The sequence below is a fragment of the Kitasatospora sp. NA04385 genome, assembly GCF_013364235.1.
Taxonomy (GTDB): domain Bacteria; phylum Actinomycetota; class Actinomycetes; order Streptomycetales; family Streptomycetaceae; genus Kitasatospora.
Genome location: NZ_CP054919.1, coordinates 5,971,241 through 5,991,716 on the forward strand (window position 1 = coordinate 5,971,241; position 20,476 = coordinate 5,991,716).

The following is a 20,476-nucleotide window of genomic DNA, read 5'->3' on the forward strand; positions in this document are numbered from 1 at the left end:
CAGTAGCCCGTCGGGGTCGACGGGTGCCCACGCCCTGCCGCTGGAAGGTAGCCCCGCCATGACCACCGACATCCCCGACGCCGACCGCACCGCGTGGGAGAAGGCCGGCGTCCGCCTCGACCTGGACGGCGAACTCGCCACCGTCACCCTCTGTGACCCGGCCCGGCGCAACGCCCAGACCCCCGCCATGTGGCGCGCCCTGGCCGGGGTCGGCCGCGCCCTGCCCGGCAGCGTCCGGGTCGTCCTGCTCCGCGGCGAGGGCAGCTCCTTCTCGGCCGGCCTCGACCGCGCCATGTTCACCCCCGAGGGCATCCCCGGCGAGACCGGCTTCCTCCAGCTCGCCGCCCTCCCCGACGCCGAGCTCGACGCGGTCATCGCCTTCTACCAGGAGGCGTTCAGCTGGCTGCGCCGCAACGACCTGGTCACCGTCGCCGCCGTCCAGGGCCACGCGGTCGGCGCCGGCTTCCAGCTCGCCCTCGCCTGCGACCTGCGGGTCGTCGCCGAGGACGTCCAGTTCGCCATGAAGGAGACCACCCTCGGCCTGGTCCCCGACCTCACCGGCACCAAGCCGCTCACCGAACTCGTCGGCTACGCCCGCGCACTGGAGATCTGCGCCACCGGCCGCCGGGTCGGCGCCGAGGAGGCCGTCGCCACCGGCCTCGCCAACCTCGCCGTCCCCGCCGCCGACCTCGAGGAGGCCGCCGCCGACCTGGCCGCCGCGCTGCTCGCCGCCCCGCGCAGCGCCGTCATCGAGACCAAGGCGCTCCTGCGCGGCGCGATCGACCGCAGCTACGACCAGCAGCGCGCCGCCGAGCGCGAGGCGCAGGCGCGCCGCCTCCGCGACCTCGCGGGCCGCTAGTCGCGGCACGACCGGGAGCGGGAGCAGCAGGGGCACGGCGGGTTCCGCCGTGCCCCTGTCCGTGCGCACCTGTACGCACTTGTGGTGCGCGGCGCGTGGCGGAATGTCAGGGTTGGAGTGATTTGCGATATAGCTGGTGTCGAACGTCAGGAGACCCGAGATGACGCAGCCCCACACCCCCACCCCCGCGGACCTGCAGAAGAACGCGACGGACGGCCAGTCGAGCGAGGAGCGCGGCCGGACGGCCCTCGCGGTCGGAGTGGTCGAGAAGATCGCCGGCATGGCGGCCCGGGAGGTGTCCGGCATCCACGCGCTGGGCTCGGGGTTCTCCCGGACGTTCGGGGCGATGCGGGACCGGGTGCCCGGTTCCAAGTCCAGCGTGGGGCGCGGGATCAAGGCGGAGGTCGGCGAGAAGCAGACCGCCATCGACATCGCGCTGGTGGTCGAGTACGGGGTGGTGATCCCCAGGCTGGCCTCCGAGGTCCGGGCGAACATCATCGAGGCGGTCGAGCGGATGACCGGCCTGGAGGTGGTCGAGGTGAACATCGCCGTGAACGACGTCCACCTGCCCGACGAGCCGGACGAGGACGAGGAGGAGGCGCCCTCCTCCTCCGGCAAGCGCCCCCGCGTGCAGTGACGTGCAGTGAGTCGTGACCGTTCCGAGAGCCGAGCAGCAGGATCGCGAAGGAGCAGTGGATGAACCTGGCGTTGGTGGGCCTGCTAGCGGGCATGGCCCTCGGCTTCGCCGGCTACTTCGGCGGTTTCGCCGCGTTCCTGCTGGTGGCGGTGCTCGGGGCGGCGGGCTTCGTGGTCGGGCGGCTGATCGAGGGGGACATCGAACTCGGTGACCTCGGCGACCTGCTGCGCGGCCGGGACCGGCGGCGCTGATGGCCCACCCGGGGGTGGTCGCGCAGCGCGGCGGCGAACGGGTCGCGGACCGGGTGTACCGGCGGATCGCGGCCCGCGCCGCCGCCGACGCGCTCGCCCCGGCCTGGCAGGACCGGCCCGGTCCGGGCCCGTACCCGAAGGTCTCCGCGCTGCTCTCGCACGGCCGGATCCGGCTGACCCTGCACCTGGAGCTGCCGTTCCCGTCCGACGTCGGCACGCTGGCCCGGACGGCGCGCGACGCCGCCTGCCGCACCGTGACCGAGCTGACCGGCACCCCGGTGACCGGGGCGGACGTGATCGTGGACCGCCTGCACCCGGCGGCCGCCGGATGACCGGGCCGGAACCCGGAGCGGGCGCCGGGCCGGAACCCGCACCCCCCGGCGAGCAGGCCGGGTCCTCCCGGCTGGACGGCGAACGGCCCGGGGCCGGGCGGCACGGCTCCCCGCGCCCGCGGCGCCGGGCCGGGCGGTGGCTGCGCTCGCAGCGCGCGGTGCCGACCGCGCTGGTGGTGGTCGTGCTGCTGGTGGCGGCCGGGACGCTGCTGTACGACGTGATCGCGGTCCGGGCCGGCGGCGAGGCCAGGCCCTGGCGGCAGGACCTGGCCCGGCAGCTGGCGACCCGGCACCTGGACGACCCGTGGGTGCTCGGCATCGCCGGCGGCGCCGTCGTGCTCGGCCTGCTGCTGCTGTGGCTGGCCTTCGCCCGCGGCCTGCGCGGCTGGCTCGCGCTGGAGCCGCGCGGCACCGCGATCCACCGCAGCACCGTCGCCGCGCTGATCGCCCGGCGCGCCCAGCAGCGCACCGACGTGCACTCCTGGCAGGTGCGGGTCGGCCGTCGGCGCACCCGGGTCACCCTGACCGGCACCACCGACCCGGCCGGTGCGGAACGCGAACTGCGGGCCGAGCTCGCCCGCATCCCGCTGGCCGCGCCGCACCGGCTGGACGTCCGCACCAAGCCGGTCCACGAACGCCACCACCGCCGGGAACTCGCCGAGTTGGAGCCGCCCCGATGAGCCGACGCGCCGTCAACCGCACCGTCCTGGGCCTCGTCGGACTGGGCCTGCTGGCCGGCGGGGCGCTGGTGCTGCTCGGTGGGCTCGACGTCTACCGGCACCTCGGCGTCACCCCGCCGCACCGGTGGCCGCTCACCTCGCCCGACCAGCCCGTGCTCAGCGAGGCCAGCCGGACCCGCTGGGCCGACCGCGACTGGTGGTGGCCGGTGGCCATCGCCGTCCCCGCGCTGGTGGTTGTCGGCTGCCTGTGGTGGCTGTTCTCCCAGCTGCGCCGGGGCGGCCCGGCCGGCGTCGACCTGCCCTCGCCCGCCGCGTCCGGCGAGGCGCACTTCGCCCTGCACGTGCGCAGCCGGGCCGTCGAGGAGGCCATCGAGACCGAGACGGTCGCCCTCCCGGACGTCGACCGGGTCACCGTCAAGGTCACCGGCGCGGCCCGCCGCCCCGAGGTGCACACCGTCCTGCGGCTCGCCCCCGGCGCCGACACCGGGGCGCTGGTCGCCGCCTACCGCACCGGCCCCGTCGAGCACGCCCGCCGCTCCCTGGGCCTGGCCGCCCTGCCCACCCAGCTGCGCCTGCGCGGCGCGAAGCCGCGCAGGGAGCGGTCCCGCAAGCGGGCCCCGCGGGTGCGCTAGCCGGGCGTCCGGCCCCGGCCTACAGGGTGCGGGTCGCGCCGCCGTCGACCGGGACCATCAGGCCGGTGAGGTAGGAGGCGGCGGGGGAGAGCAGGAAGGCGGCGGTGCGGCCGAACTCCTCGGGGGTGCCGTAGCGGCGCAGCGGGATGCCGGCGGCGGCGCTCTCGCGGGCGGCGGCGGGGTCGGGGGCCAGGGCGTCGAGTTCGCGGACCCGGTCGGTGTCGATCCGGCCGGGGAGCAGGCCGAGGACCCGGATGCCGCGCGGCCCGAGCTCGTCGGCGAGGGTCTTGGCGGCCATGGCCAGGCCGGGGCGCAGGCCGTTGGAGATGCCGAGGCCGGCGATCGGCTGGCGCACCGAGGTGGACAGCACGAAGGCGATGACGCCTCCGGCGGGGAGCTGTTCGGCGGCGGTGCGGGCCAGCCGGAGGGCGCCGAGGAAGACCGCGTCGAACGCGGTGCGCCAAGCCTCGTCGGTGGCGGTGGCGACCGGTCCGGCGGTGGGGCCGCCGACGCTGATCAGGATGCCGTCGAAGCCGCCGAAGCGGTCGCGGGCGGCGTCGATCAGGCGCTGCGGGGTGGCCGGGTCGGCGTTGTCCGCGCCCACGCCGTGGGCGTTCCCGCCGAGGGCGTCCGCGGCGGCGGTGGCCGCCGCCGCGGTGCGGCCGGTGACGACCACCTTGGCGCCCTCGGCGACGAGCTGCCCGGCGGTGGCGTGGCCGAGCCCCCGGGTCGCGCCGGTGACCACGTACACCTTGTCCTTGAGTCCGAGATCCATGCCGACCATTCTCCCCGGTCGGCACGGATCCCGGGCAACGGGTCAGCCCACCGGGACGCCGGGGTTGACCAGGGCGGTGCCGCCGGTGACGGTGTTGTCGGCGGTGACGGTGACCGGGCAGTCGGCGGAGCGGTTGGTGACGTCGATCGCGTACTTGGCGGCGTTGGTGCCGGTGGCGCCGGTCAGGTCGGAGGCGTTGTGGCGGAAGACGGTGCCGCAGCCCCAGCCGGCGACCTGGGTGTGGGTCTGGTAGCCGTCGTTCATGGTGCGCACGCCGGTGTTGTTCTCGATGACGTAGCCGTTGCCCTTCACGTCGACCCAGGAGTCGTCGTAGTTGACGTTGGTCAGGCCGTTGCCGTCGAAGCGGTTGCCGGAGACCAGGCCGCCGGTGGTGCCCTCCTTGAGGTCGATGTTCTCGCCGCCGATGTTCGGGCCGATGGTGTTGTCCAGGATCTGCACGTGGTCGCTCCTGTCGGTGAGCGTGTTGGCGGTGCCGACGTACACGCCCTCGCCCTTGCCGTCGTGCGCGGTGCCGGTGTCGTGCACGGTGGAGTTGCGCAGCACGCCGTAGCTGGAGGAGTTGCGGAAGTGCACGCCCTCCATGGTGGTGTGGTGGACCGTCACCCCGTCGAGCACCACGTGGTCCGAGGCGTCGACCATGATGCCCTTCTGGGCGTTGGTGACGGTGATGCCCTGGACGGTCCAGTAGGGGGCGTTGGCCAGCGAGAGGCCGTAGCCGCCGCCGGTGGAGGTGGTCAGGACGGCGGCGGGGGAGCCGGTCAGGGTGATCCGGGCGGCGGCCGTGCCCGCCGTGGTGATCTTGAAGTTGCCGGTGTAGGTGCCGTCGGCGAGCTGGATGGTGCGCCCGGGGACGGCGGCGCTCAGCGCGGCCTGCAGCTCCTTGGCGGTGGAGACCCGGACGGTGTTCGCGGCCGGGGAGGACGGCGCGCCGGAGGAGGGGGCGGCCGAGGACGGGGCGGCCGAGGACGGCGGGGCGGAGGTCGGTGCGGAGGGGGAGGGCGACAGGGTCGCGTCGCCCTGCCCGGGGGTGCTGACGGGGGCCGAGGGCGTGGCGGAGGCCGAGGAGGGCGGCGGCGTGGACGGAACGGCGCCGATGGCGGTCAGTGACACGTCATCGGCCTGGTAGGGGCTGCCGTACCAGCCGCTCAGCGTGACGGTGACCCGGGTGGTGCTCGGGCCGGTGGTGAAGGTGCGGGTGAGCCGGGTCCAGCCGGGGGCGTTCGCCCAGGTGGAGGTGGACACGCCGGTGCCGGAGGCGGCGAGGGTGACGTAGGAGCCCTTCACCCAGGCGGTCAGGGTGTAGCCGGTGTTCGGCTGGACGGTGACGTCCTGGCCGCACGGCGCGAGGTCGCCCGCGCCGGGGACGGCGGACAGCGCGGCGGCCCCGGAGTGCGGGGCGGAGGCGGTGGTGGCGGCGGTTCCGGCGCAGCTCCAGGGGGCGAGCGCGGCGGACTCGAAGCCGCCGTTGGCGAGGAGTTCGGTGGCCGCGCCCGCCCGGGCGGGGAGCAGGGCGAGGACGGCGGAGCCCAGCGCCAGGGCGGCGGTGGCGGCGCCGCCGCGGTGGATGCGGTGCGTCATGGGGGTGCGCTCCAGTGTGGGGGAAAGAGCGGTCAGGTCATGTGCACGGCCAATTTGGACTGGACCAATACGGGGCGTCAATGGGTGCGCGCCGACCGGGCGTCAATGGCGCCGGACCGGGAACCGTCCGAAGATGGGGGGACCGGATCACCCACCCGAGGTGCAGCGCATGGACAGTCGGCGGTTGCCGAACATCGACGGCGTCGCGGCGGCCCTGGTCGACGGCGACGGACGCGTCGTGGGCTGGACCGCCGCGGCCGAGCACCTGCTCGGCCTGGCCGCCGCCCAGGTCACCGGCCGCCCGGTCCGCGACCTGCTGGCCGACGGCACGGCCGACTCCGACGCGCTGGGCAAGCGCACCGGCGAGGTCCGGCTGCGCACCGGCGGCGGCGCCCCGCTGGAGGTCGCCTACCAGGTGCTGCCGCTGGCCGGCGAGCACGGCGAGGGCCGCGCCCTGGTGCTGGCCACCCCCGCCGACACCGTCGCCCGCCGCCGCCAGGACGAGGCGTTCACCCGGGAGCTGTTCCTGCAGGACCGGCTCGGCCTGGCCTTCTTCGACACCGACCTGCGCCTGCTGCGCACCAACACCCACCTGCTCCCGTACACCGGCCTGCCCGCCGACCTGGCGGGCCTGCGGCTGGGCGACTTCCTCGAACCGACGGACGCCGCGGCCGCCGAGGCGGTCCTGCGCGGCGTGCTGGCCAGCGGGGAGCCGGTGGTCCGGGCCGAACTGCCGATCCGCACCCTGGACGACCCCGGCCCGGCCGTCGTCATGGAGGTGCAGGCCTTCCGCCTCCAGGCCCCCGACGGCACGCTGATCGGCGTGACCGCGCTGTTCGGCGACGTCACCGAACTGCACCGCTACCGGCGCCGCGCCGACGTGCTGCACCGGGCCACCGCCGCCGTCGGCGGCTCGCTCTCGGTGGCCGGCACCGCCGAGGACCTGGCCGGCGTCCTGGTGCCGGGCCTGGGTCACCGCGTCGAGGTGGACATCGCCGAGGCCGTCTTCACCGGCGACGAACCGGTGCCCGGCGCCGACGGGCTGATGGCCGTCCGCCGCACCGCCACCGCCGGGCCGCCCGGGTCCGACGACCGCCCGCTCGGCCCGCTCGGCCGCGAACGCCTCGGCGGCCCGGCCGGCGCCGGACCGCTGTCGATGACCGCCCCGCTGCACGCCCGCGGCGGCCCGCTCGGCCGGGTCACCGTCCGCCGCCGCGCGGACGAGGGCCCGTACGAGGGCGAGGACCTCGAACTGCTGCGGGAGATCGCCGCCCGGGCCGCGCTCGCCCTGGACAACGCCCGCCGCTACACCCGCGAGCACCGGGCCGCCGTCGGCCTGCAGCGCTCGCTGCTGCCGCCCGCCGAGACCGCCGTGCCCGCCGCCACCACCGCCAGCGTCTACCGGCCCACCGACACCGCGACCGGCGTCGGCGGCGACTGGTTCGACGTCATCCCGCTCTCCGGCGCCCGGGTCGCCCTGGTGGCCGGCGACGTGGTCGGCCACGGCCTCCAGGCCAGCGCCACCATGGGCCGGCTGCGCACCGCCGTGCGCACCCTGGCCGACCTCGACCTGGAGCCCGACGAACTGCTGGTCCACCTGGACGACCTGGTCTCCCAGCTGGTCGTCGAGGGCAGCGAGGAGGAGCGCGAGCGTGGCGTCGCCGACCCGTCCGGGGCGACCTGCGTGTACGCCGTCTACGACCCGGTCTCCGGGATCTGCCAGGCCGCCAGCGCCGGGCACCCGCCGCCCGCGCTGGTGCACCCGGACGGGCGGGTCGAGTACCTGCCGGTCAACCCCGGGCCGCCGCTCGGCGTCGGCGGGCTGCCGTTCGAGACGGTCGAGTGCGTGCTGCGCGCGGGCAGCGTGCTGGCGCTCTACACCGACGGGCTGATCGAGGGCGGCACCGGCGGGGACCTGGACGAGGGCATGGCGCAGCTCGCCGCCCGGCTCGGCGAGGCCGACCTGGGCGGCGACCTGGCGGCGGCCGGGCGGGCGATCGTCGCGGAGATGTCCACCGCCGGGCTGAGCGACGACGTGACGCTGCTGCTGGCCCGGCTGCACCCCGTGCCGCCGGAGGACACCGCCGTGTGGACCATCGACGCCGACCCGTCCGCCGTCGCCGGGGTGCGCGAGTCCGCCACCCGGACGCTGGAGCGGTGGGGGCTGGACGCGCTGGTGTTCACCACCGAGCTGGTGCTCAGCGAGCTGGTCACCAACGCGATCCGGTACGCGGGCGGGCCGGTGGTGGTGCGGCTGATCCGCTCCTCGGTGCTGGCCTGCGAGGTCTCCGACCCCAGCTCCACCCAGCCGCGGATGCGCCGGGCCCGGCTCACCGACGAGGGCGGCCGCGGCCTGTACCTGGTCGCCCAGCTGACCGAGCGCTGGGGCAGCCGCTACACCCGCAACGGAAAGACCATCTGGGCCGAGCAGTCGCTCGACCCGCCGCCGCTCAGCCGGTAGCGCCGACCGGTGGGGCCGACCCGCCGCCGCTCAGCCGGTGGCGCCGACCGGCTCCTCCGCGCCCGAGGGCTTCTCCGCCGTGCCCTGCTTGGCCTCGCGGCGGGCCATCACCACCAGCCCGACCGGGATCAGCGCGGTGAACAGCCACCACTGGACGGCGTAGGCCATGTGCGGGCCGATGTCCGAGTGGCCGGGTTCGGCGAGCAGCTCGGGGGAAGGGCCGGCGGCGGGCTGGGAGGAGGCCAGCTCCAGGTAGCCGCCGAGCACGGCGGTGCCCGCGTACTTGGCCTGCTCGGCGGTGTTGATCACCTTGAACATCCGGTCCGGCAGACCGCCGCGGTTCTTCACGCCCAGCGAGGCGTACGTCTCGTCGGCGCGCAGCCGTCCGGTGACGGTGACCTCGCCGGACGGCGGGGCGGGGACGTCCGGGATGCTGGCGGCGTCCGCGGCGGACTCCACCCAGCCGCGGTTGACCAGGACCGAGCCCCGGCCGTCGGCGAGCACCAGCGGGGTGACCACGAAGTAGCCGATGGTGGAGCCGCCGGGCTCGGTGCGGCCGCGGACGACCACCTCGTGCCCGGTGTCGTAGGTGCCCCGCGCGGTCACCGTGCGCCACACCTCGCCGGACGGGACGGACCAGCCGGGGGTGGAGAGCGAGTCGAAGGCGACCGGCGCGCTGCCCAGGTTCCGTGCCACCAGGTCGTTGCGGGCCACGCGGGCCTCGTGCCGGTGGTACTGCCAGAAGCCCAGCTTGATCATGGTGGGGACCAGCGCCGCGGCCACCAGCACGATGACCGCCCAGCGCAGGGACAGCAGGAATCGGTACACACCCGGCACGCTAGCCCTCCTTACCGCCGGGTCAGGCACCGGGGTGCGGCGCGACCTCGCGCAGCAGCTGCAGGAACGCGTCCTCGCCGACCACCGGGGTGCCGTACTCGCGGGCCTTGCGGGCCTTGCCGCTCCACGAGGTCGGCTCGTTGGTGACCAGCAGGCTGGTGAGCCGGCTCACCGAGGAGGCGATGTGCAGGCCGGCCTCGGCGGCCCGGTCCTCCAGCAGCTCGCGGTCGGTGGCGGTGTCGCCGGTGATCGCCACCCGCATGCCCTGCACCAGCGGCGAGCCGTCCGTCCAGCGGCCCGGGTTCGGGTACGGGCAGGCGGGGCGCTTGCGGGCGGGGCGGTAGGAGGAGCCCCAGGAGCCGCGGGCCGGGCCGGCGGCCGACGCGGCGGCGGTGTCCTCGCCGAGGTCGGTGACGGCGACGCAGGCGGTCAGCGGCAGCGGGACGCCGCCGCTGCGGGCCAGCTCCAGCGAGGGGCGGAACACCTCGGCCAGCACCCGGGCGTCGTCCAGCGCGTGGTGGGCCCGGCGCTGGTGCACGCCGAAGTGCGCGGCCAGCGAGGAGAGCTTGCCGTTGGGCAGCGGCAGCCGCAGGTCGCGGGCCAGCACCATGGTGCACAGCCGCTGCTCGACCGGGGCGTGCAGCCCGGCCCGGGAGAACTCGCGGGAGATCATGTTCCAGTCGAACAGCGCGTTGTGGGCGACCAGCACCCGGTCGCGCAGCCGCTCGGCGAACTCGGCGGCGACCTCCGGGAAGGTCGGCGCCCCGGCCAGCACCTCGCTGGTCAGGCCGTGGATCCAGACCGGCCCCGGGTCCCGCTCCGGGTTGACCAGGGTGTACCAGTGGTCGGTGACCTCACCGTCCTGGTCGAGCTGGTAGACGCCCGCCGAGATGACCCGGTCGGAGCGGCCGAGACCGGTGGTCTCCACGTCGACGACCGCGAAGCCGCGCCCGGCGCCCCCGCCGGGGCCGGTGCGCGGTGCCGGGAGCGGCGGGGTCGGGAAAGGCGCGTGCATAACGCACCACTGTACGGGGAACGCCGGGCGGCTCCGGACGGGATGCGGACGGCGGCGGCGGAATAGTGCCGGTGAACGGCGGCTTACAGTGGGAAGCCCGGGTGCAGACACCCGCGGGACCCGTACACCGAAGGACTTCCCCCATGCGCGCCACCGTGATCCACGGCCCCCAGGACATCCGGATCGAGGAGGTGCCGGACCCGCGGATCGAGCGGCCCGGGGACGCGGTGGTCCGGGTGCTGAACGCCTGCATCTGCGGCAGCGACCTGTGGGCGTACCGGGGCGTGGCCAAGCGCGCGGCCGGGCAGCGGATCGGGCACGAGTTCCTGGGCTTCGTCGAGGAGGTCGGCGCCGAGGTGCGCGGCTTCGCGGTCGGCGACCTGGTGGTGGCCCCGTTCGTCTGGTCGGACGGCGTGTGCGAGTACTGCCGCGAGGGCCTGCAGACCTCCTGCCCGCACGGCGGGTTCTGGGGCACCCCGGGGTCGGACGGCGGGCAGGGCGAGGCCGTCCGGGTGCCGTTCGCGGACGGGACGCTGGTGAAGCTGCCCAAGGAGGCGGCCGGGGACGAGAAGCTGCTGCCCGGCCTGCTGGCGCTGTCCGACGTGATGGCCACCGGGCACCACGCGGCGGTCTCGGCCGGCGTGCGGCCCGGGGCGACGGTCGCGGTGGTCGGCGACGGCGCGGTCGGGCTGTGCGGCGTGCTGGCCGCGCACCGGCTCGGCGCGGGCCGGATCATCGCGCTGGGCCGGCACGAGGGCCGCACCGCGATCGCCCGCACCTTCGGCGCCACCGACGTGGTGGCCGAGCGCGGCGAGGCGGCGGTCGAGGCGGTGCGCGAGCTGACCGGCGGGCAGGGCGCGCACGCGGTGCTGGAGGCGGTCGGCACCGAGGAGTCGATGCGCACCGCGATCTCGATCACCCGGGACGGCGGCGCGGTCGGCTACGTGGGCGTGCCGCACGGCGGCAGCGCCGGCGTGGACATCGGCCAGATGTTCAACCGGAACGTGCAGCTGCGCGGCGGCGTCGCCCCGGCCCGGGCGTACATCCCCGAGCTGCTGCCGGACGTGCTCTCCGGGGCGATCGACCCGGGCGCGGTGTTCGACCGCACGGTGGGGCTGGACGGGGTGCCCGAGGGGTACCGGGCGATGGACGAGCGGACGGCGCTGAAGGTCCGGATCGCGTTCTGAGACCCGCCCCGCGGGGGGACAACCACCCGCTGAGCAGCAGCAATTGAACGATCATCACACTGGGGTGGCCGCAAAGCGGTCGCCCCGGTGGCGTGTTCTGGTCAGTTTTCGGCCACATCGCGTGGGGGAGCTTCTCGGCACCCGCTCCTGGATCTAGCATGCAGCGCACTCAATGTGACGTCACTCACGTCCATCTGATCGTCCGTCGCACCGAAGACGTCAGGAGACCCCGCGTGGCACCCCCGCCCGAGACAGTCCCCGAATCGTTCCAACGTATCGAGGAGTCAACGGAGTTCCGGCACCTCAGGAGCTCCTTCCGGAACTTCGCATTCCCGGTCACGGCCGGATTCGTCCTCTGGTACCTGCTGTACGTCCTGCTCAGCTGCTACGCCCCCGGCTTCATGAGCACCAAGGTCGTCGGCAACGTCAACCTCGCGCTGGTGCTCGGCATCCTGCAGTTCGTCAGCACCTTCGCCATCGCGGCCTGGTACGCCAGGTTCGCCGACCGGCAGCTGGACCCGCGCGCCGCCGTCATCCGCGGCCGGGCCGACGCCACGCTGCCCGCGCAGGGCACCGACCACACCGCCGTGGCCGAGGAGGCCGCCGAATGACCCAGCTGGCCACCTCCGCGAGCGACCACCGCACCCTGATCATGTCCCTGTTCGGGGTGTTCGTCCTCACCACCCTCGGCATCACCCTGTGGGCCGGACGCAGCACCCGCGACGCCTCCGACTTCTACGCCGGCGGCCGCAGCTTCACCGGCTTCCAGAACGGCCTGGCGATCTCCGGCGACTACATGTCCGCCGCGTCCTTCCTGGGCATCACCGGCGCCATCGCGCTCACCGGCTACGACGGCTTCCTCTACTCCATCGGCTTCCTGGTCGCCTGGCTGGTCGCCCTGCTGCTGGTCGCCGAACCGCTGCGCAACTCCGGCCGCTACACCATGGCCGACGTGCTGGCCTTCCGGATGCGCCAGCGCCCGGTCCGCACCGCCGCGGGCATCTCCACCATCGTGGTGTCGATCTTCTACCTGCTGGCGCAGATGGTCGGCGCCGGCTCGCTGGTCGCCCTGCTGCTCGGCGCGCAGAGCGACGCCGCCAAGCGCTGGACGATCGTCGCGGTCGGCGCGCTGATGGTGCTGTACGTCGTCATCGGCGGCATGAAGGGCACCACCTGGGTGCAGATCATCAAGGCGGTGCTGCTGATCGCCGGCGCCGGGCTGATGACCGTCCTGGTGCTCGCCAAGTTCCACTTCAACCTGTCCGAGCTGCTCGGCTCCGCCGCCAAGGCCAGCGGCAGCGGCGACAAGTTCCTGCAACCGGGCCTCAAGTACGGCACCAACGGCACCACCAAGCTCAACTTCCTCAGCCTCGGCATCGCCCTGGTGCTCGGCACCGCCGCGCTGCCGCACATCCTGGTGCGCTTCTACACCGTGCCCACCGCGCGCACCGCCCGGAAGTCCGTGCTCTGGTCGATCGGCATCATCGGCGTCTTCTATCTGATGACGCTCGCCCTCGGCTTCGGCGCCGCCGCCCTGGTCGGCCGCACGGCGCTGGCCGCCGACAAGTCCGGCAACACCGCCGCCCCGCTGCTCGCCGAGCACCTCGGCGGCGGCGCCGGCACCACCGGCGGCGCGGTGCTGCTCGCGGTGATCTCCGCGGTCGCCTTCGCCACCATCCTGGCCGTGGTCGCCGGGCTCACCCTGGCCTCCTCGTCCTCCTTCGCCCACGACCTCTACGCCAACGTGATCCGGCGCGGCAAGGCCACCGAGAAGGAGGAGGTGGCCAGCGCCAAGCTCGCCGCCGTCGCGATCGGCGCGGTCGCCATCCTGCTGTCGATCTTCGCCGACAAGCTGAACGCCGCCGCGCTGGTCGCGCTGGCCTTCGCGGTCGCGGCCTCCGCCAACCTGCCCACCCTGCTGTACTCGCTGTTCTGGAAGCGGTTCAACACCACCGGCGCGGTCGCCTCCACCTACGCGGGCCTGATCACCTCGGTCGGCCTGGTGGTCTTCTCCCCGGTGGTCTCCGGCAACCCCAAGACCTCGCTGTTCCCGCACAGCGACTTCTCCTGGTTCCCGCTGGAGAACCCCGGCCTGGTCTCCATCCCGGTCGGCTTCCTGGCCGGCGTGATCGGCACCTACCTGTCCCGGGAGAAGGCCGACCCGGCGAAGTACGCCGAACTGGAGGTCCGCTCGCTCACCGGCCTGGGCGCCCACTGAGCGAACGCCTTCCCGGCGCCGCCGGGGAGCGGAGTTAAGCTGGCCCGGACGCCGCACGGCGGCCGGGCCGGCAGGCCCTCTCCAGCGGAAGGCGGGCGCCGGGATGCTCCTCGACACCTACGGCCGGCAGGCCGTCGACCTGCGGGTCTCGCTCACCGACCGGTGCAACCTGCGCTGCACCTACTGCATGCCCGAAGAGGGCCTGAACTGGCTGGGCAAGCCCGAGCTGCTCACCGACGAGGAGATCGTCCGGCTGGTCGCCCTCGCGGTCGGCTCGCTCGGCGTGCGCGAGGTGCGCTTCACCGGCGGGGAGCCGCTGCTGCGGCCCGGGCTGGTGCCGATCATCGCCGCCTGCGCCCGGCTGGAACCCCGGCCGGAGATCTCGCTCACCACCAACGGCATCGGCCTGTCCCGGATCGCCGGCGCGCTGCGGGAGGCCGGCGTCGACCGGGTCAACGTCTCGCTGGACACCCTCGACCCCGACACCTTCGCCCGGCTCACCCGCCGCAAGCGCCACCGGGACGTGCTGGACGGCCTCGCCGCCGCCGAGGCCGCCGGGCTGCGGCCGGTCAAGCTCAACGCCGTCCTGATGCGCGGCGTCAACGACCACGAGGCCGCCGACCTGCTGGCCTGGGCGATCGGGCACGGCTACCAGCTGCGCTTCATCGAGCAGATGCCGCTGGACGCCCAGCACGGCTGGGACCGCACCCGGATGGTCACCGCCGAGGAGATCCTCGAACTGCTCCGCACCCGCTTCGAGTTGACCCCCGAGCCGTCCTCCGTCCGGGGCGCCGCCCCCGCCGAGCGCTGGCTGGTCGACGGCGGCCCCGCGACGGTCGGCGTGATCGCCTCGGTGACCCGGCCGTTCTGCCGCGCCTGCGACCGCACCCGGCTCACCGCCGACGGGCAGGTGCGCAACTGCCTGTTCGCGACCGGGGAGACCGACCTGCGCGGGGCGCTGCGCTCCGGCGCGAGCGACGCCGAACTGGCCGGGCTGTGGCGGGCCGCGATGTGGGGCAAGAAGGCGGGCGCGGGCATCGACCGGCCCGGGTTCCACCAGCCCGAGCGCCCGATGTCGGCGATCGGCGGCTGAGCGGGTTCCCGACCGCTCAGCCGGCGAAGGGCTCGGTCTCCTTGAGGAAGCCGCGGACGGCGAGGAACTGGCTGAGCGAGTCGCGGTGGACGTCGCAGGCGAGCCAGGTCTTGCGGCGGTCGGGGGTGTGCAGCTTGGGGTTGTTCCACCGCAGGGACCAGGCGGCGAGGTCGCGGCAGCCCTTGGCGGAGCACTTCGGGGGCCCGTCGGGGCCGGAGTGGCCGGTGGGGGTGCCGAAGAGGGGGTGCGCGGTGTCCATGCGGTCGATCCTATGCCCGGGCATGACGACGCCGGGCAGCCACGGGGGGAGCTGCCCGGCGTCGGTCTGTCGCTCCGACGGGGGATGCGGAGCGCTAAGGAAGTATGGCACGCCCGAGGGGCGGTAGGTGGGGCTGTCCGGTGATTAATTTGAGGATCGTCTGAGCTTTCGGACGGTCATACCCTCGCATCAGCGGAAATATCGGACGCGAGAATTGAGGGATCCTCAACCCTGTGGCCGGTTCTCGCCGCTCGCCCCGCCCCCGCCCGTCCCGCCGGGGCCCAGCATCAGCGGGGTGTCGGGCGCGAAGGCGAACGTCGACGGCAGGCCCGGGGCGCGCTCGCGGCCCGCGTTGGCGATCAGCACCGCGAAGTAGGGCAGCAGGATGCCGGCGGCCAGCGCGGCGAAGGCCAGCCAGCGCTGCACGTCCCAGAGGATCACCGCGAGCAGCACGCACGCGGTGCGGACCAGCATCGAGATCACGTAGCGGCGCTGCCGCCCCCGGACGTCCTCGCTCAGGCTGCTGCGGGCCCCGGTGATCCGGAAGACCTGGCCGTCGTCCGCGTTCTTGGGCATGTCGTCCCCATCCATTCCTCGGGTCGGTTCGGCCCTACGGTCGACCACCGTAACCCCGCTGACGCCGATCGCACCCACCCGGGTCCGGCCGACGCGCGGCGCGGGTTCAGGGGGTGCGGCGCAGGTACCGGACGGGGACGGCGTCGGTGAGCCAGACGCCGTTCGCGGACACCCGGAACTCGTGCCCGTCCCGGACCATTCCCGCCGCGTCGACCTCCAGGACGACCGGGCGGCCGTGCCGGGAGCCGACCTTCACGGCCGTGTCGGTGTCGGCGGAGAGGTGGACGTCCCGCCGGGTCATCGGGCGCAGGCCCTCGGCCAGGACGTACCGCAGCGCCCGCTCGGCGGTGCCGTGGAACAGCACGTCGGGCGGGACGGCGGCGGGCAGGCCGAGGTCCACCTCGACGGTGTGGCCCTGGCTGGCGCGGATCGAGCGGCCGTCCTCGGAGTAGGCGAAGCGGCGCTTGTTGTTGGTGGCGACGACGTGGTCCAGCTCGGCGCGGGTCAGCGGGCGCCGGTGCCGGGCCAGCGCGGCGAGCAGGGCGTCGACGCCCACCCAGCCCGCCGCGTCCAGGGTGACCCCGACGGCGCCCGGGTCGTGCCGCAGGATGCGGGAGAGCATCTTCGACGTCTTCACGGTGCGTTTCTCGTCCATCGGGGTCCCCCTCGGGGTGCGGGCCGGCCGGGCTCAGGAGGCCTGGCTGACCGAGCTCATGTTGAAGTCGGACACCCGCACCGGCGGCATCGCGGTGCGGGTGAACCAGTCACCCCACTCGCGGGGCAGGCAGCGTTCGGTGCGGCCCACCTCGGTGATCCGGCCGAGCAGCTCGACCGGGGACTCGTTGAAGCGGAAGTTGTTGACGGCGCCGACCACCTCGCCGTCCTCGACCAGGTAGACGCCGTCCCGGGTGAGGCCGGTGAGCAGCAGGGACGCCGGGTCGACCTCGCGGATGTACCAGAGGCAGGTGAGCAGCAGGCCGCGCTCGGTGCGGGCGACCATCTCGTCCAGCGTCGGCGCGTCGGGGGCGGAGGTCTCCAGCACCAGGTTGTCGACCGGCGGGGTGAGCGGGAGGCCGGCCAGGCCCGCCGAGTGCCGGGTGGTCAGCAGGTGCGCGAGGCGGCCCTCGCGCAGCCAGTCGGTGGCGGCCAGCGGGGCGCCGTTGTCGAACACCGAGTCGTTCTCGCCCGAGGAGTGCGCCAGCACGAACGGCGCGGCCTGCAGGCCGGGCTCCGCCGGGTCCGAGCGCAGGGTCAGCGGCAACGGGCTGAGCCGCTCGCCGACCCGGGTGCCCCCTCCCGGCCGGGAGAAGACCGAGCGGCCCTCCACCGCGTCCCGCGCGCCGGACGACCAGGACAGGTAGACCATCAGGTCGGCGACGGCCGAGGGCGGCAGCAGCGTCTCGTAGCGCCCGGCGGGCAGGTCGATCCGCTTGCGGCCCCAGCCGAGGCGCCGGGTCAGGTCGGTGTGCAGGGCGGTGACGTCGACGTCGGTGAAGTCCCGCGTCGCGGCGCCGGCCCAGGCGGAGCCGGACAGGTCGGCGGTCTTGGCGTTCAGCTCGACGGTGCCGGTGGGCTGATCGTGGCGCAGCCGCAGGCCGGTGGAGCTGCCCAGGTAGGAGGTGGTGCGCTCGTGCCGGGCGAAGCCGTACAGCAGCTCGCCGCCCGCGCGGGCCCGGGCGAAGGCCTCGCCGAGGGCGGGCGCGAAGGAGGCGAACACGCCGATGTCGGTGGTCTCCGGGGCCTCGGTGAACCGCGGATCGGCCGCCCGGCCCCCGATCAGCGGCTGGGCGTCCTCGGCGGGCTCGGCGGCCCGGGCGGCGGCCTCGGCGGCGCGCACCAGCCGCTCGACCTCGTCGAGCGTGACGGCCTCCTGGGCGACCACGCCGGAGGCGGTGCCGGTGGCGCCGCGCACGGTGGAGACCACGGTGAGCCGGCGGCCGCGGGTGACGCCGTTGGTGGTCAGGCCGTTGCCGGCCCAGCGCAGGTTGGCGGTGGACTCCTCGTCGGCGATCACCACGCAGCCGTCGGCGCGGGAGAGTTCGAGGGCGCGTTCCACCAGCTCGTGGGGGTGCGTGGGGGACATCAGTGACCCGCCTCCTGCTGGGTGTTGAGGACGTTGACCTGGCGGAACAGCGCGGACGGGCAGCCGTGGCTGACCGCGGCGACCTGGCCCGGCTGGGCCTTGCCGCAGTTGAAGGCCCCGCCGAGCACGTACGTCTGCGGGCCGCCGACGGCGCTCATCGAGCCCCAGAAGTCGGTGGTGGTGGCCTGGTAGGCGAAGTCCTTGACCTGGCCCGCGAGTTCGCCGTTCCGGATGGCGTAGGCGCGCTGGCCGGTGAACTGGAAGTTGTACCGCTGCATGTCGATCGACCAGGAGCGGTCGCCGACGATGTACAGCCCGTTCTCCACCTGGGAGACCAGGCCCGCGGTGTCCGGCCCGCCGGCGGCCGGCCGGAGCGAGACGTTGGCCATCCGCTGCACCGGCACGTGCGCCGGGGAGTCCGCGTAGGCGCAGCCGTTGGAGCGCTCGAAGCCCTTCAGCCGGGCCATCGGGCGGTCGAGCTGGTACCCGACCAGGACGCCGTCGCGGATCAGGTCCCAGGACTGGGTGGCCACGCCCTCGTCGTCGTAGCCGATGGTGGCCAGGCCGTGGTCGGCCGTCCGGTCCCCCGTGACGTGCATCAGCTCCGAGCCGTACCGCAGGCTGCCCAGCCGGTCGAAGGTGGCGAACGAGGTGCCCGCGTAGGCGGCCTCGTAGCCCAGCGCCCGGTCCAGCTCGGTGGCGTGGCCGATCGACTCGTGGATGGTCAGCCACAGGTTGGACGGGTCGATCACCAGGTCGTGGCGGCCCGCGGCGACGCTCGGCGCCCGCATCTTCTCGGCCAGCAGCTCGGGCAGCTCGGCCAGTTCGGCGTCCCAGTCCCAGCCGGTGCCGCGCAGGTACTCCCAGCCGCGGCCCGCGGGCGGGGCGAGGGTGCGCATCGAGTCGAACGCGCCGGTGCGCCCGTCCACGCTGGTGGCCTCCAGCCAGGGGTGCAGGCGCACCCGCTGCTGGGTCGTCACGGTGCCCGCGGTGTCGGCGTAGAACTTGTTCTCCTGCACCGTCAGCACCGCCGCCGACACGTGCGACACGCCGTCGGCGGCCAGCAGCCGGGACGACCACTCGGCCAGCAGGCCGGTCTTCTCCGCGTCCGGCACGTCGAACGGGTTCACCTCGTACGCGGAGACCCACTCGGCGGCCGGGTACACCGGCTCCGGGGCGAGCTCCACCCGCTCGGCCGAGCCCGCCGCGCGGCTGATCCCGCCCGACAGCCGGGCCACCGCCACCGCCTGCTCGGCCACCGCCGCCGCGGCCTCCGGCGTCAGGTCGACCCCGGCCGCGAAACCCCAGGCGCCGTCCAGCAGGACCCGGACGGCGAAGCCCAGCTGCACCGTGTCCGACGAGCCGGCCGGCCGGGCGTCCCGCAGCCGCCAGGACGCCGAGCGGACCCGCTCCAGGCGGAAGTCGGCGTGCGACACCCCCAGCTGCCGGGCCCTGGACAGGGCCGCGTCCGCCAGCGGGCGCAACGGGTAGGAGAGGAACTGAGGGTCCAGCGCGGAGGGGGGCATCGGGCTCCCTGGGGTCGAGGGTCGGACGCGGCGGGCCGCCCCCGGCCGAGGGCGCACCCGCTCGCATCATCCCCGCCCGCAGGGCGTACGGCCAGCAAATATTCGCCGCGCCACCCTGACGGCCCGTCAGTGCCCGGTCAGGACAGGGCCTCCCACCAGCCGTCCAGCTCCGGCGGGTTGGCCACCTCCACCCGCTGCCCCGGCCGCGGCACCGCCAGCGGGACGCCCTGCGCCTTCGCCTCCGCCAGCAGCCGCTCCACCGGCTCCGCCCACGGGTGCGGCGCCAGGTTGAAGGTGCACCAGTGGATCGGCAGCAGCAGCCCGCCGCGCAGCTCCAGGTGCGCCCGCACCGCCTCCTCCGGGTTCAGGTGGATGTCCGCCCACGCGGCGTCGTACGCGCCGATCGCCATCAGCGCCGCGTCGAACGGGCCGTGCTGCTCGCCGATCCGGGCGAAGCCCTCGAAGTAGCCGGAGTCGCCGGTGAAGAACACCCGGTGCTCCGGGCCCGCCACCACCCAGGAGCCCCACAGCGTGGTGTTCCGGGCCAGGCTGCGGCCGGAGAAGTGGTGCGCCGCCGTCAGCGTCAGCGTCAACTCGCCCAGCGTGCAGGTCTCGTCCCAGTCCAGCTCGATGATCCGGTGCTCCGGCACGCCCCAGCGGCGCAGGTGGCCGCCGATGCCCAGCGGCACCGCGAACGGCGCCGACTGCAGCCGCACCAGCCGGCGCACCGTCGCCATGTCCAGGTGGTCGTAGTGGTCGTGCGAGATCAGCACCGCGTCCACCTGCGGCAGTTCGGCCAGCTCCACCGGCACCGGGTGCAGCCGCTTCGGGCCGGTCAGCCGCGAGGGCGAGCAGCGGTCCGACCAGATCGGGTCCACCAGCACCCGGCAGCCGTCCAGCTCCAGCAGCGCCGAGGCGTGCCCGAACCACGTCACCGCGACGCCCCCGGACGCCCCGCCCGCCACCTCCGGCACCGCCAGCGGCACCGGGGCCACCGGCACCCGGCCCTCCTTGTCGAACAGCATCCGCCGCAGCGTCGCCCCGTCCGGCCGGCCCGGCGCCCCGGCCGCCACCTCGGACGGCGCGTTGTGGAACACCCCGTCGCGGTACTGCGGGGACGCCCGCACCCGCGGGTCCGACGCGTCCGGCCGCCGCCCGAACTGGGCCGGCACCTCGCGCAGCGCCCACGCCGCCGCACCCGCCAGGGCCAGCGCCGCCAGCGCCGCCAGCCTGCGCCGGCCCGTCCGGCCAGGGTCTGCACCACTCATCGCGTCCGCTCCGATCGGCTCGCTCCGCGTCGGCGCCCCGGACTCTCCGGAGCACCCTCGGGGCAACGCCCGCCACCGGCCCGGCGTTCCCCCGCCCCGCCGCACCCCCGTTGTGGGGATACGACAGTTCTCGCCGGACGCCCCTGTGGGAGGCCGCTTCGCCCGAGCTCGCACCCTACCGATAGCGT

Annotated in this window: 21 protein-coding genes and 1 pseudogene; 11 read left to right on the forward strand and 11 right to left on the reverse strand. The window is 74.8% G+C overall.

What is annotated here, in order from left to right; all coding sequences use genetic code 11:
* The first annotated feature begins 58 nt into the window (after nt 1-58).
* From HUT16_RS26545 to HUT16_RS26570, 6 genes are all read left to right on the forward strand, one after another.
* Nucleotides 59-859 (forward strand): enoyl-CoA hydratase/isomerase family protein, encoded by an 801-nt coding sequence (locus HUT16_RS26545; RefSeq protein WP_176190571.1) that lies wholly within the window; start codon nt 59-61, stop codon nt 857-859.
* A gap of 160 nt (nt 860-1,019) precedes the next feature.
* Nucleotides 1,020-1,496, forward strand: coding sequence for an Asp23/Gls24 family envelope stress response protein (locus HUT16_RS26550; RefSeq protein ID WP_176190572.1), 477 nt, complete (start codon nt 1,020-1,022; stop codon nt 1,494-1,496).
* A 59-nt stretch (nt 1,497-1,555) separates the two neighbouring features.
* Nucleotides 1,556-1,747: a hypothetical protein gene (locus tag HUT16_RS26555; RefSeq protein ID WP_176190573.1), complete on the forward strand. Its 192-nt coding sequence runs from the start codon at nt 1,556-1,558 to the stop codon at nt 1,745-1,747.
* Complete coding sequence (locus tag HUT16_RS26560) at nt 1,747-2,079, forward strand: hypothetical protein (RefSeq protein WP_176190574.1); 333 nt, start codon at nt 1,747-1,749, stop codon at nt 2,077-2,079. The genes HUT16_RS26555 and HUT16_RS26560 overlap by 1 nt, the downstream gene beginning before the upstream one ends.
* Complete coding sequence (locus HUT16_RS26565; RefSeq protein WP_176190575.1) at nt 2,076-2,759, forward strand: DUF6286 domain-containing protein; 684 nt, start codon at nt 2,076-2,078, stop codon at nt 2,757-2,759. Before HUT16_RS26560 ends, HUT16_RS26565 begins: the two co-directional genes overlap by 4 nt.
* The gene (locus HUT16_RS26570; protein ID WP_176190576.1) at nt 2,756-3,391 is read left to right on the forward strand and encodes an alkaline shock response membrane anchor protein AmaP; all 636 of its coding nucleotides are present in this window, start codon (nt 2,756-2,758) and stop codon (nt 3,389-3,391) included. Before HUT16_RS26565 ends, HUT16_RS26570 begins: the two co-directional genes overlap by 4 nt.
* Before the next feature lie 19 nt (nt 3,392-3,410).
* On the opposite strand, the gene HUT16_RS26575 is transcribed toward HUT16_RS26570, so the two are convergent.
* The 3 genes and pseudogenes from HUT16_RS26575 to HUT16_RS39355 form a co-directional block, all read right to left on the reverse strand.
* Entirely contained in the window at nt 3,411-4,166 is a 756-nt protein-coding gene (locus tag HUT16_RS26575) for an SDR family oxidoreductase (protein WP_176190577.1), read from the reverse strand.
* Between the two features lie 42 nt (nt 4,167-4,208).
* The gene (locus tag HUT16_RS38580; RefSeq protein WP_254898371.1) at nt 4,209-5,192 is read right to left on the reverse strand and encodes a right-handed parallel beta-helix repeat-containing protein; all 984 of its coding nucleotides are present in this window, start codon (nt 5,190-5,192) and stop codon (nt 4,209-4,211) included.
* 195 nt (nt 5,193-5,387) lie between these two features.
* A pseudogene (locus HUT16_RS39355) lies at nt 5,388-5,765 on the reverse strand (carbohydrate binding domain-containing protein); the annotation flags it as partial.
* Between the two features lie 169 nt (nt 5,766-5,934).
* Here HUT16_RS39355 and HUT16_RS26585 point away from each other — a divergent pair.
* Nucleotides 5,935-8,226: a SpoIIE family protein phosphatase gene (locus HUT16_RS26585; protein WP_254897997.1), complete on the forward strand. Its 2,292-nt coding sequence runs from the start codon at nt 5,935-5,937 to the stop codon at nt 8,224-8,226.
* 30 nt (nt 8,227-8,256) lie between these two features.
* On the opposite strand, the gene HUT16_RS26590 is transcribed toward HUT16_RS26585, so the two are convergent.
* Both HUT16_RS26590 and HUT16_RS26595 read right to left on the reverse strand, forming a co-directional pair.
* Nucleotides 8,257-9,054: an SURF1 family protein gene (locus HUT16_RS26590; RefSeq protein ID WP_176190580.1), complete on the reverse strand. Its 798-nt coding sequence runs from the start codon at nt 9,052-9,054 to the stop codon at nt 8,257-8,259.
* Between the two features lie 31 nt (nt 9,055-9,085).
* A complete protein-coding gene (locus HUT16_RS26595) occupies nt 9,086-10,078 on the reverse strand; it encodes a DEDDh family exonuclease (protein WP_176190581.1) in 993 nt (330 codons plus the stop codon).
* A 143-nt stretch (nt 10,079-10,221) separates the two neighbouring features.
* Here HUT16_RS26595 and HUT16_RS26600 point away from each other — a divergent pair, with 143 nt between their 5' ends.
* The 4 genes from HUT16_RS26600 (at nt 10,222) to moaA (ending at nt 14,576) form a co-directional block, all read left to right on the forward strand.
* Nucleotides 10,222-11,265 carry a zinc-dependent alcohol dehydrogenase family protein gene (locus HUT16_RS26600; RefSeq protein WP_176190582.1) on the forward strand — a complete coding sequence of 348 codons (1,044 nt, stop codon included), beginning with the start codon at nt 10,222-10,224 and terminating at the stop codon, nt 11,263-11,265.
* Nucleotides 11,266-11,498: 233 nt separating this feature from the next.
* Nucleotides 11,499-11,876, forward strand: a complete 378-nt coding sequence (locus tag HUT16_RS26605; RefSeq protein WP_176190583.1) for a DUF485 domain-containing protein — start codon at nt 11,499-11,501, stop codon at nt 11,874-11,876.
* On the forward strand, nt 11,873-13,483 hold the full coding sequence (locus HUT16_RS26610) for a cation acetate symporter (protein WP_176190584.1): 1,611 nt from the start codon (nt 11,873-11,875) through the stop codon (nt 13,481-13,483). The genes HUT16_RS26605 and HUT16_RS26610 overlap by 4 nt, the downstream gene beginning before the upstream one ends.
* Before the next feature lie 103 nt (nt 13,484-13,586).
* On the forward strand, nt 13,587-14,576 hold the full coding sequence (moaA, locus tag HUT16_RS26615; RefSeq protein WP_176190585.1) for a GTP 3',8-cyclase MoaA: 990 nt from the start codon (nt 13,587-13,589) through the stop codon (nt 14,574-14,576).
* A 16-nt stretch (nt 14,577-14,592) separates the two neighbouring features.
* Here moaA and HUT16_RS26620 read toward each other — a convergent pair whose 3' ends face one another.
* From HUT16_RS26620 to HUT16_RS26645, 6 genes are all read right to left on the reverse strand, one after another.
* A complete protein-coding gene (locus tag HUT16_RS26620; RefSeq protein WP_176190586.1) occupies nt 14,593-14,835 on the reverse strand; it encodes a hypothetical protein in 243 nt (80 codons plus the stop codon).
* A gap of 225 nt (nt 14,836-15,060) precedes the next feature.
* On the reverse strand, nt 15,061-15,411 hold the full coding sequence (locus tag HUT16_RS26625; RefSeq protein WP_176190587.1) for a DUF3099 domain-containing protein: 351 nt from the start codon (nt 15,409-15,411) through the stop codon (nt 15,061-15,063).
* Nucleotides 15,412-15,517: 106 nt separating this feature from the next.
* Nucleotides 15,518-16,066 carry an RNA 2'-phosphotransferase gene (locus tag HUT16_RS26630; protein WP_176190588.1) on the reverse strand — a complete coding sequence of 183 codons (549 nt, stop codon included), beginning with the start codon at nt 16,064-16,066 and terminating at the stop codon, nt 15,518-15,520.
* Between the two features lie 33 nt (nt 16,067-16,099).
* Entirely contained in the window at nt 16,100-17,494 is a 1,395-nt protein-coding gene (locus tag HUT16_RS26635) for a metallopeptidase TldD-related protein (protein ID WP_176190589.1), read from the reverse strand.
* On the reverse strand, nt 17,494-19,020 hold the full coding sequence (locus HUT16_RS26640; RefSeq protein WP_176190590.1) for a TldD/PmbA family protein: 1,527 nt from the start codon (nt 19,018-19,020) through the stop codon (nt 17,494-17,496). Before HUT16_RS26640 ends, HUT16_RS26635 begins: the two co-directional genes overlap by 1 nt.
* Before the next feature lie 137 nt (nt 19,021-19,157).
* Nucleotides 19,158-20,288, reverse strand: a complete 1,131-nt coding sequence (locus tag HUT16_RS26645) for an MBL fold metallo-hydrolase (protein ID WP_176190591.1) — start codon at nt 20,286-20,288, stop codon at nt 19,158-19,160.
* Nucleotides 20,289-20,476: the final 188 nt, after the last annotated feature.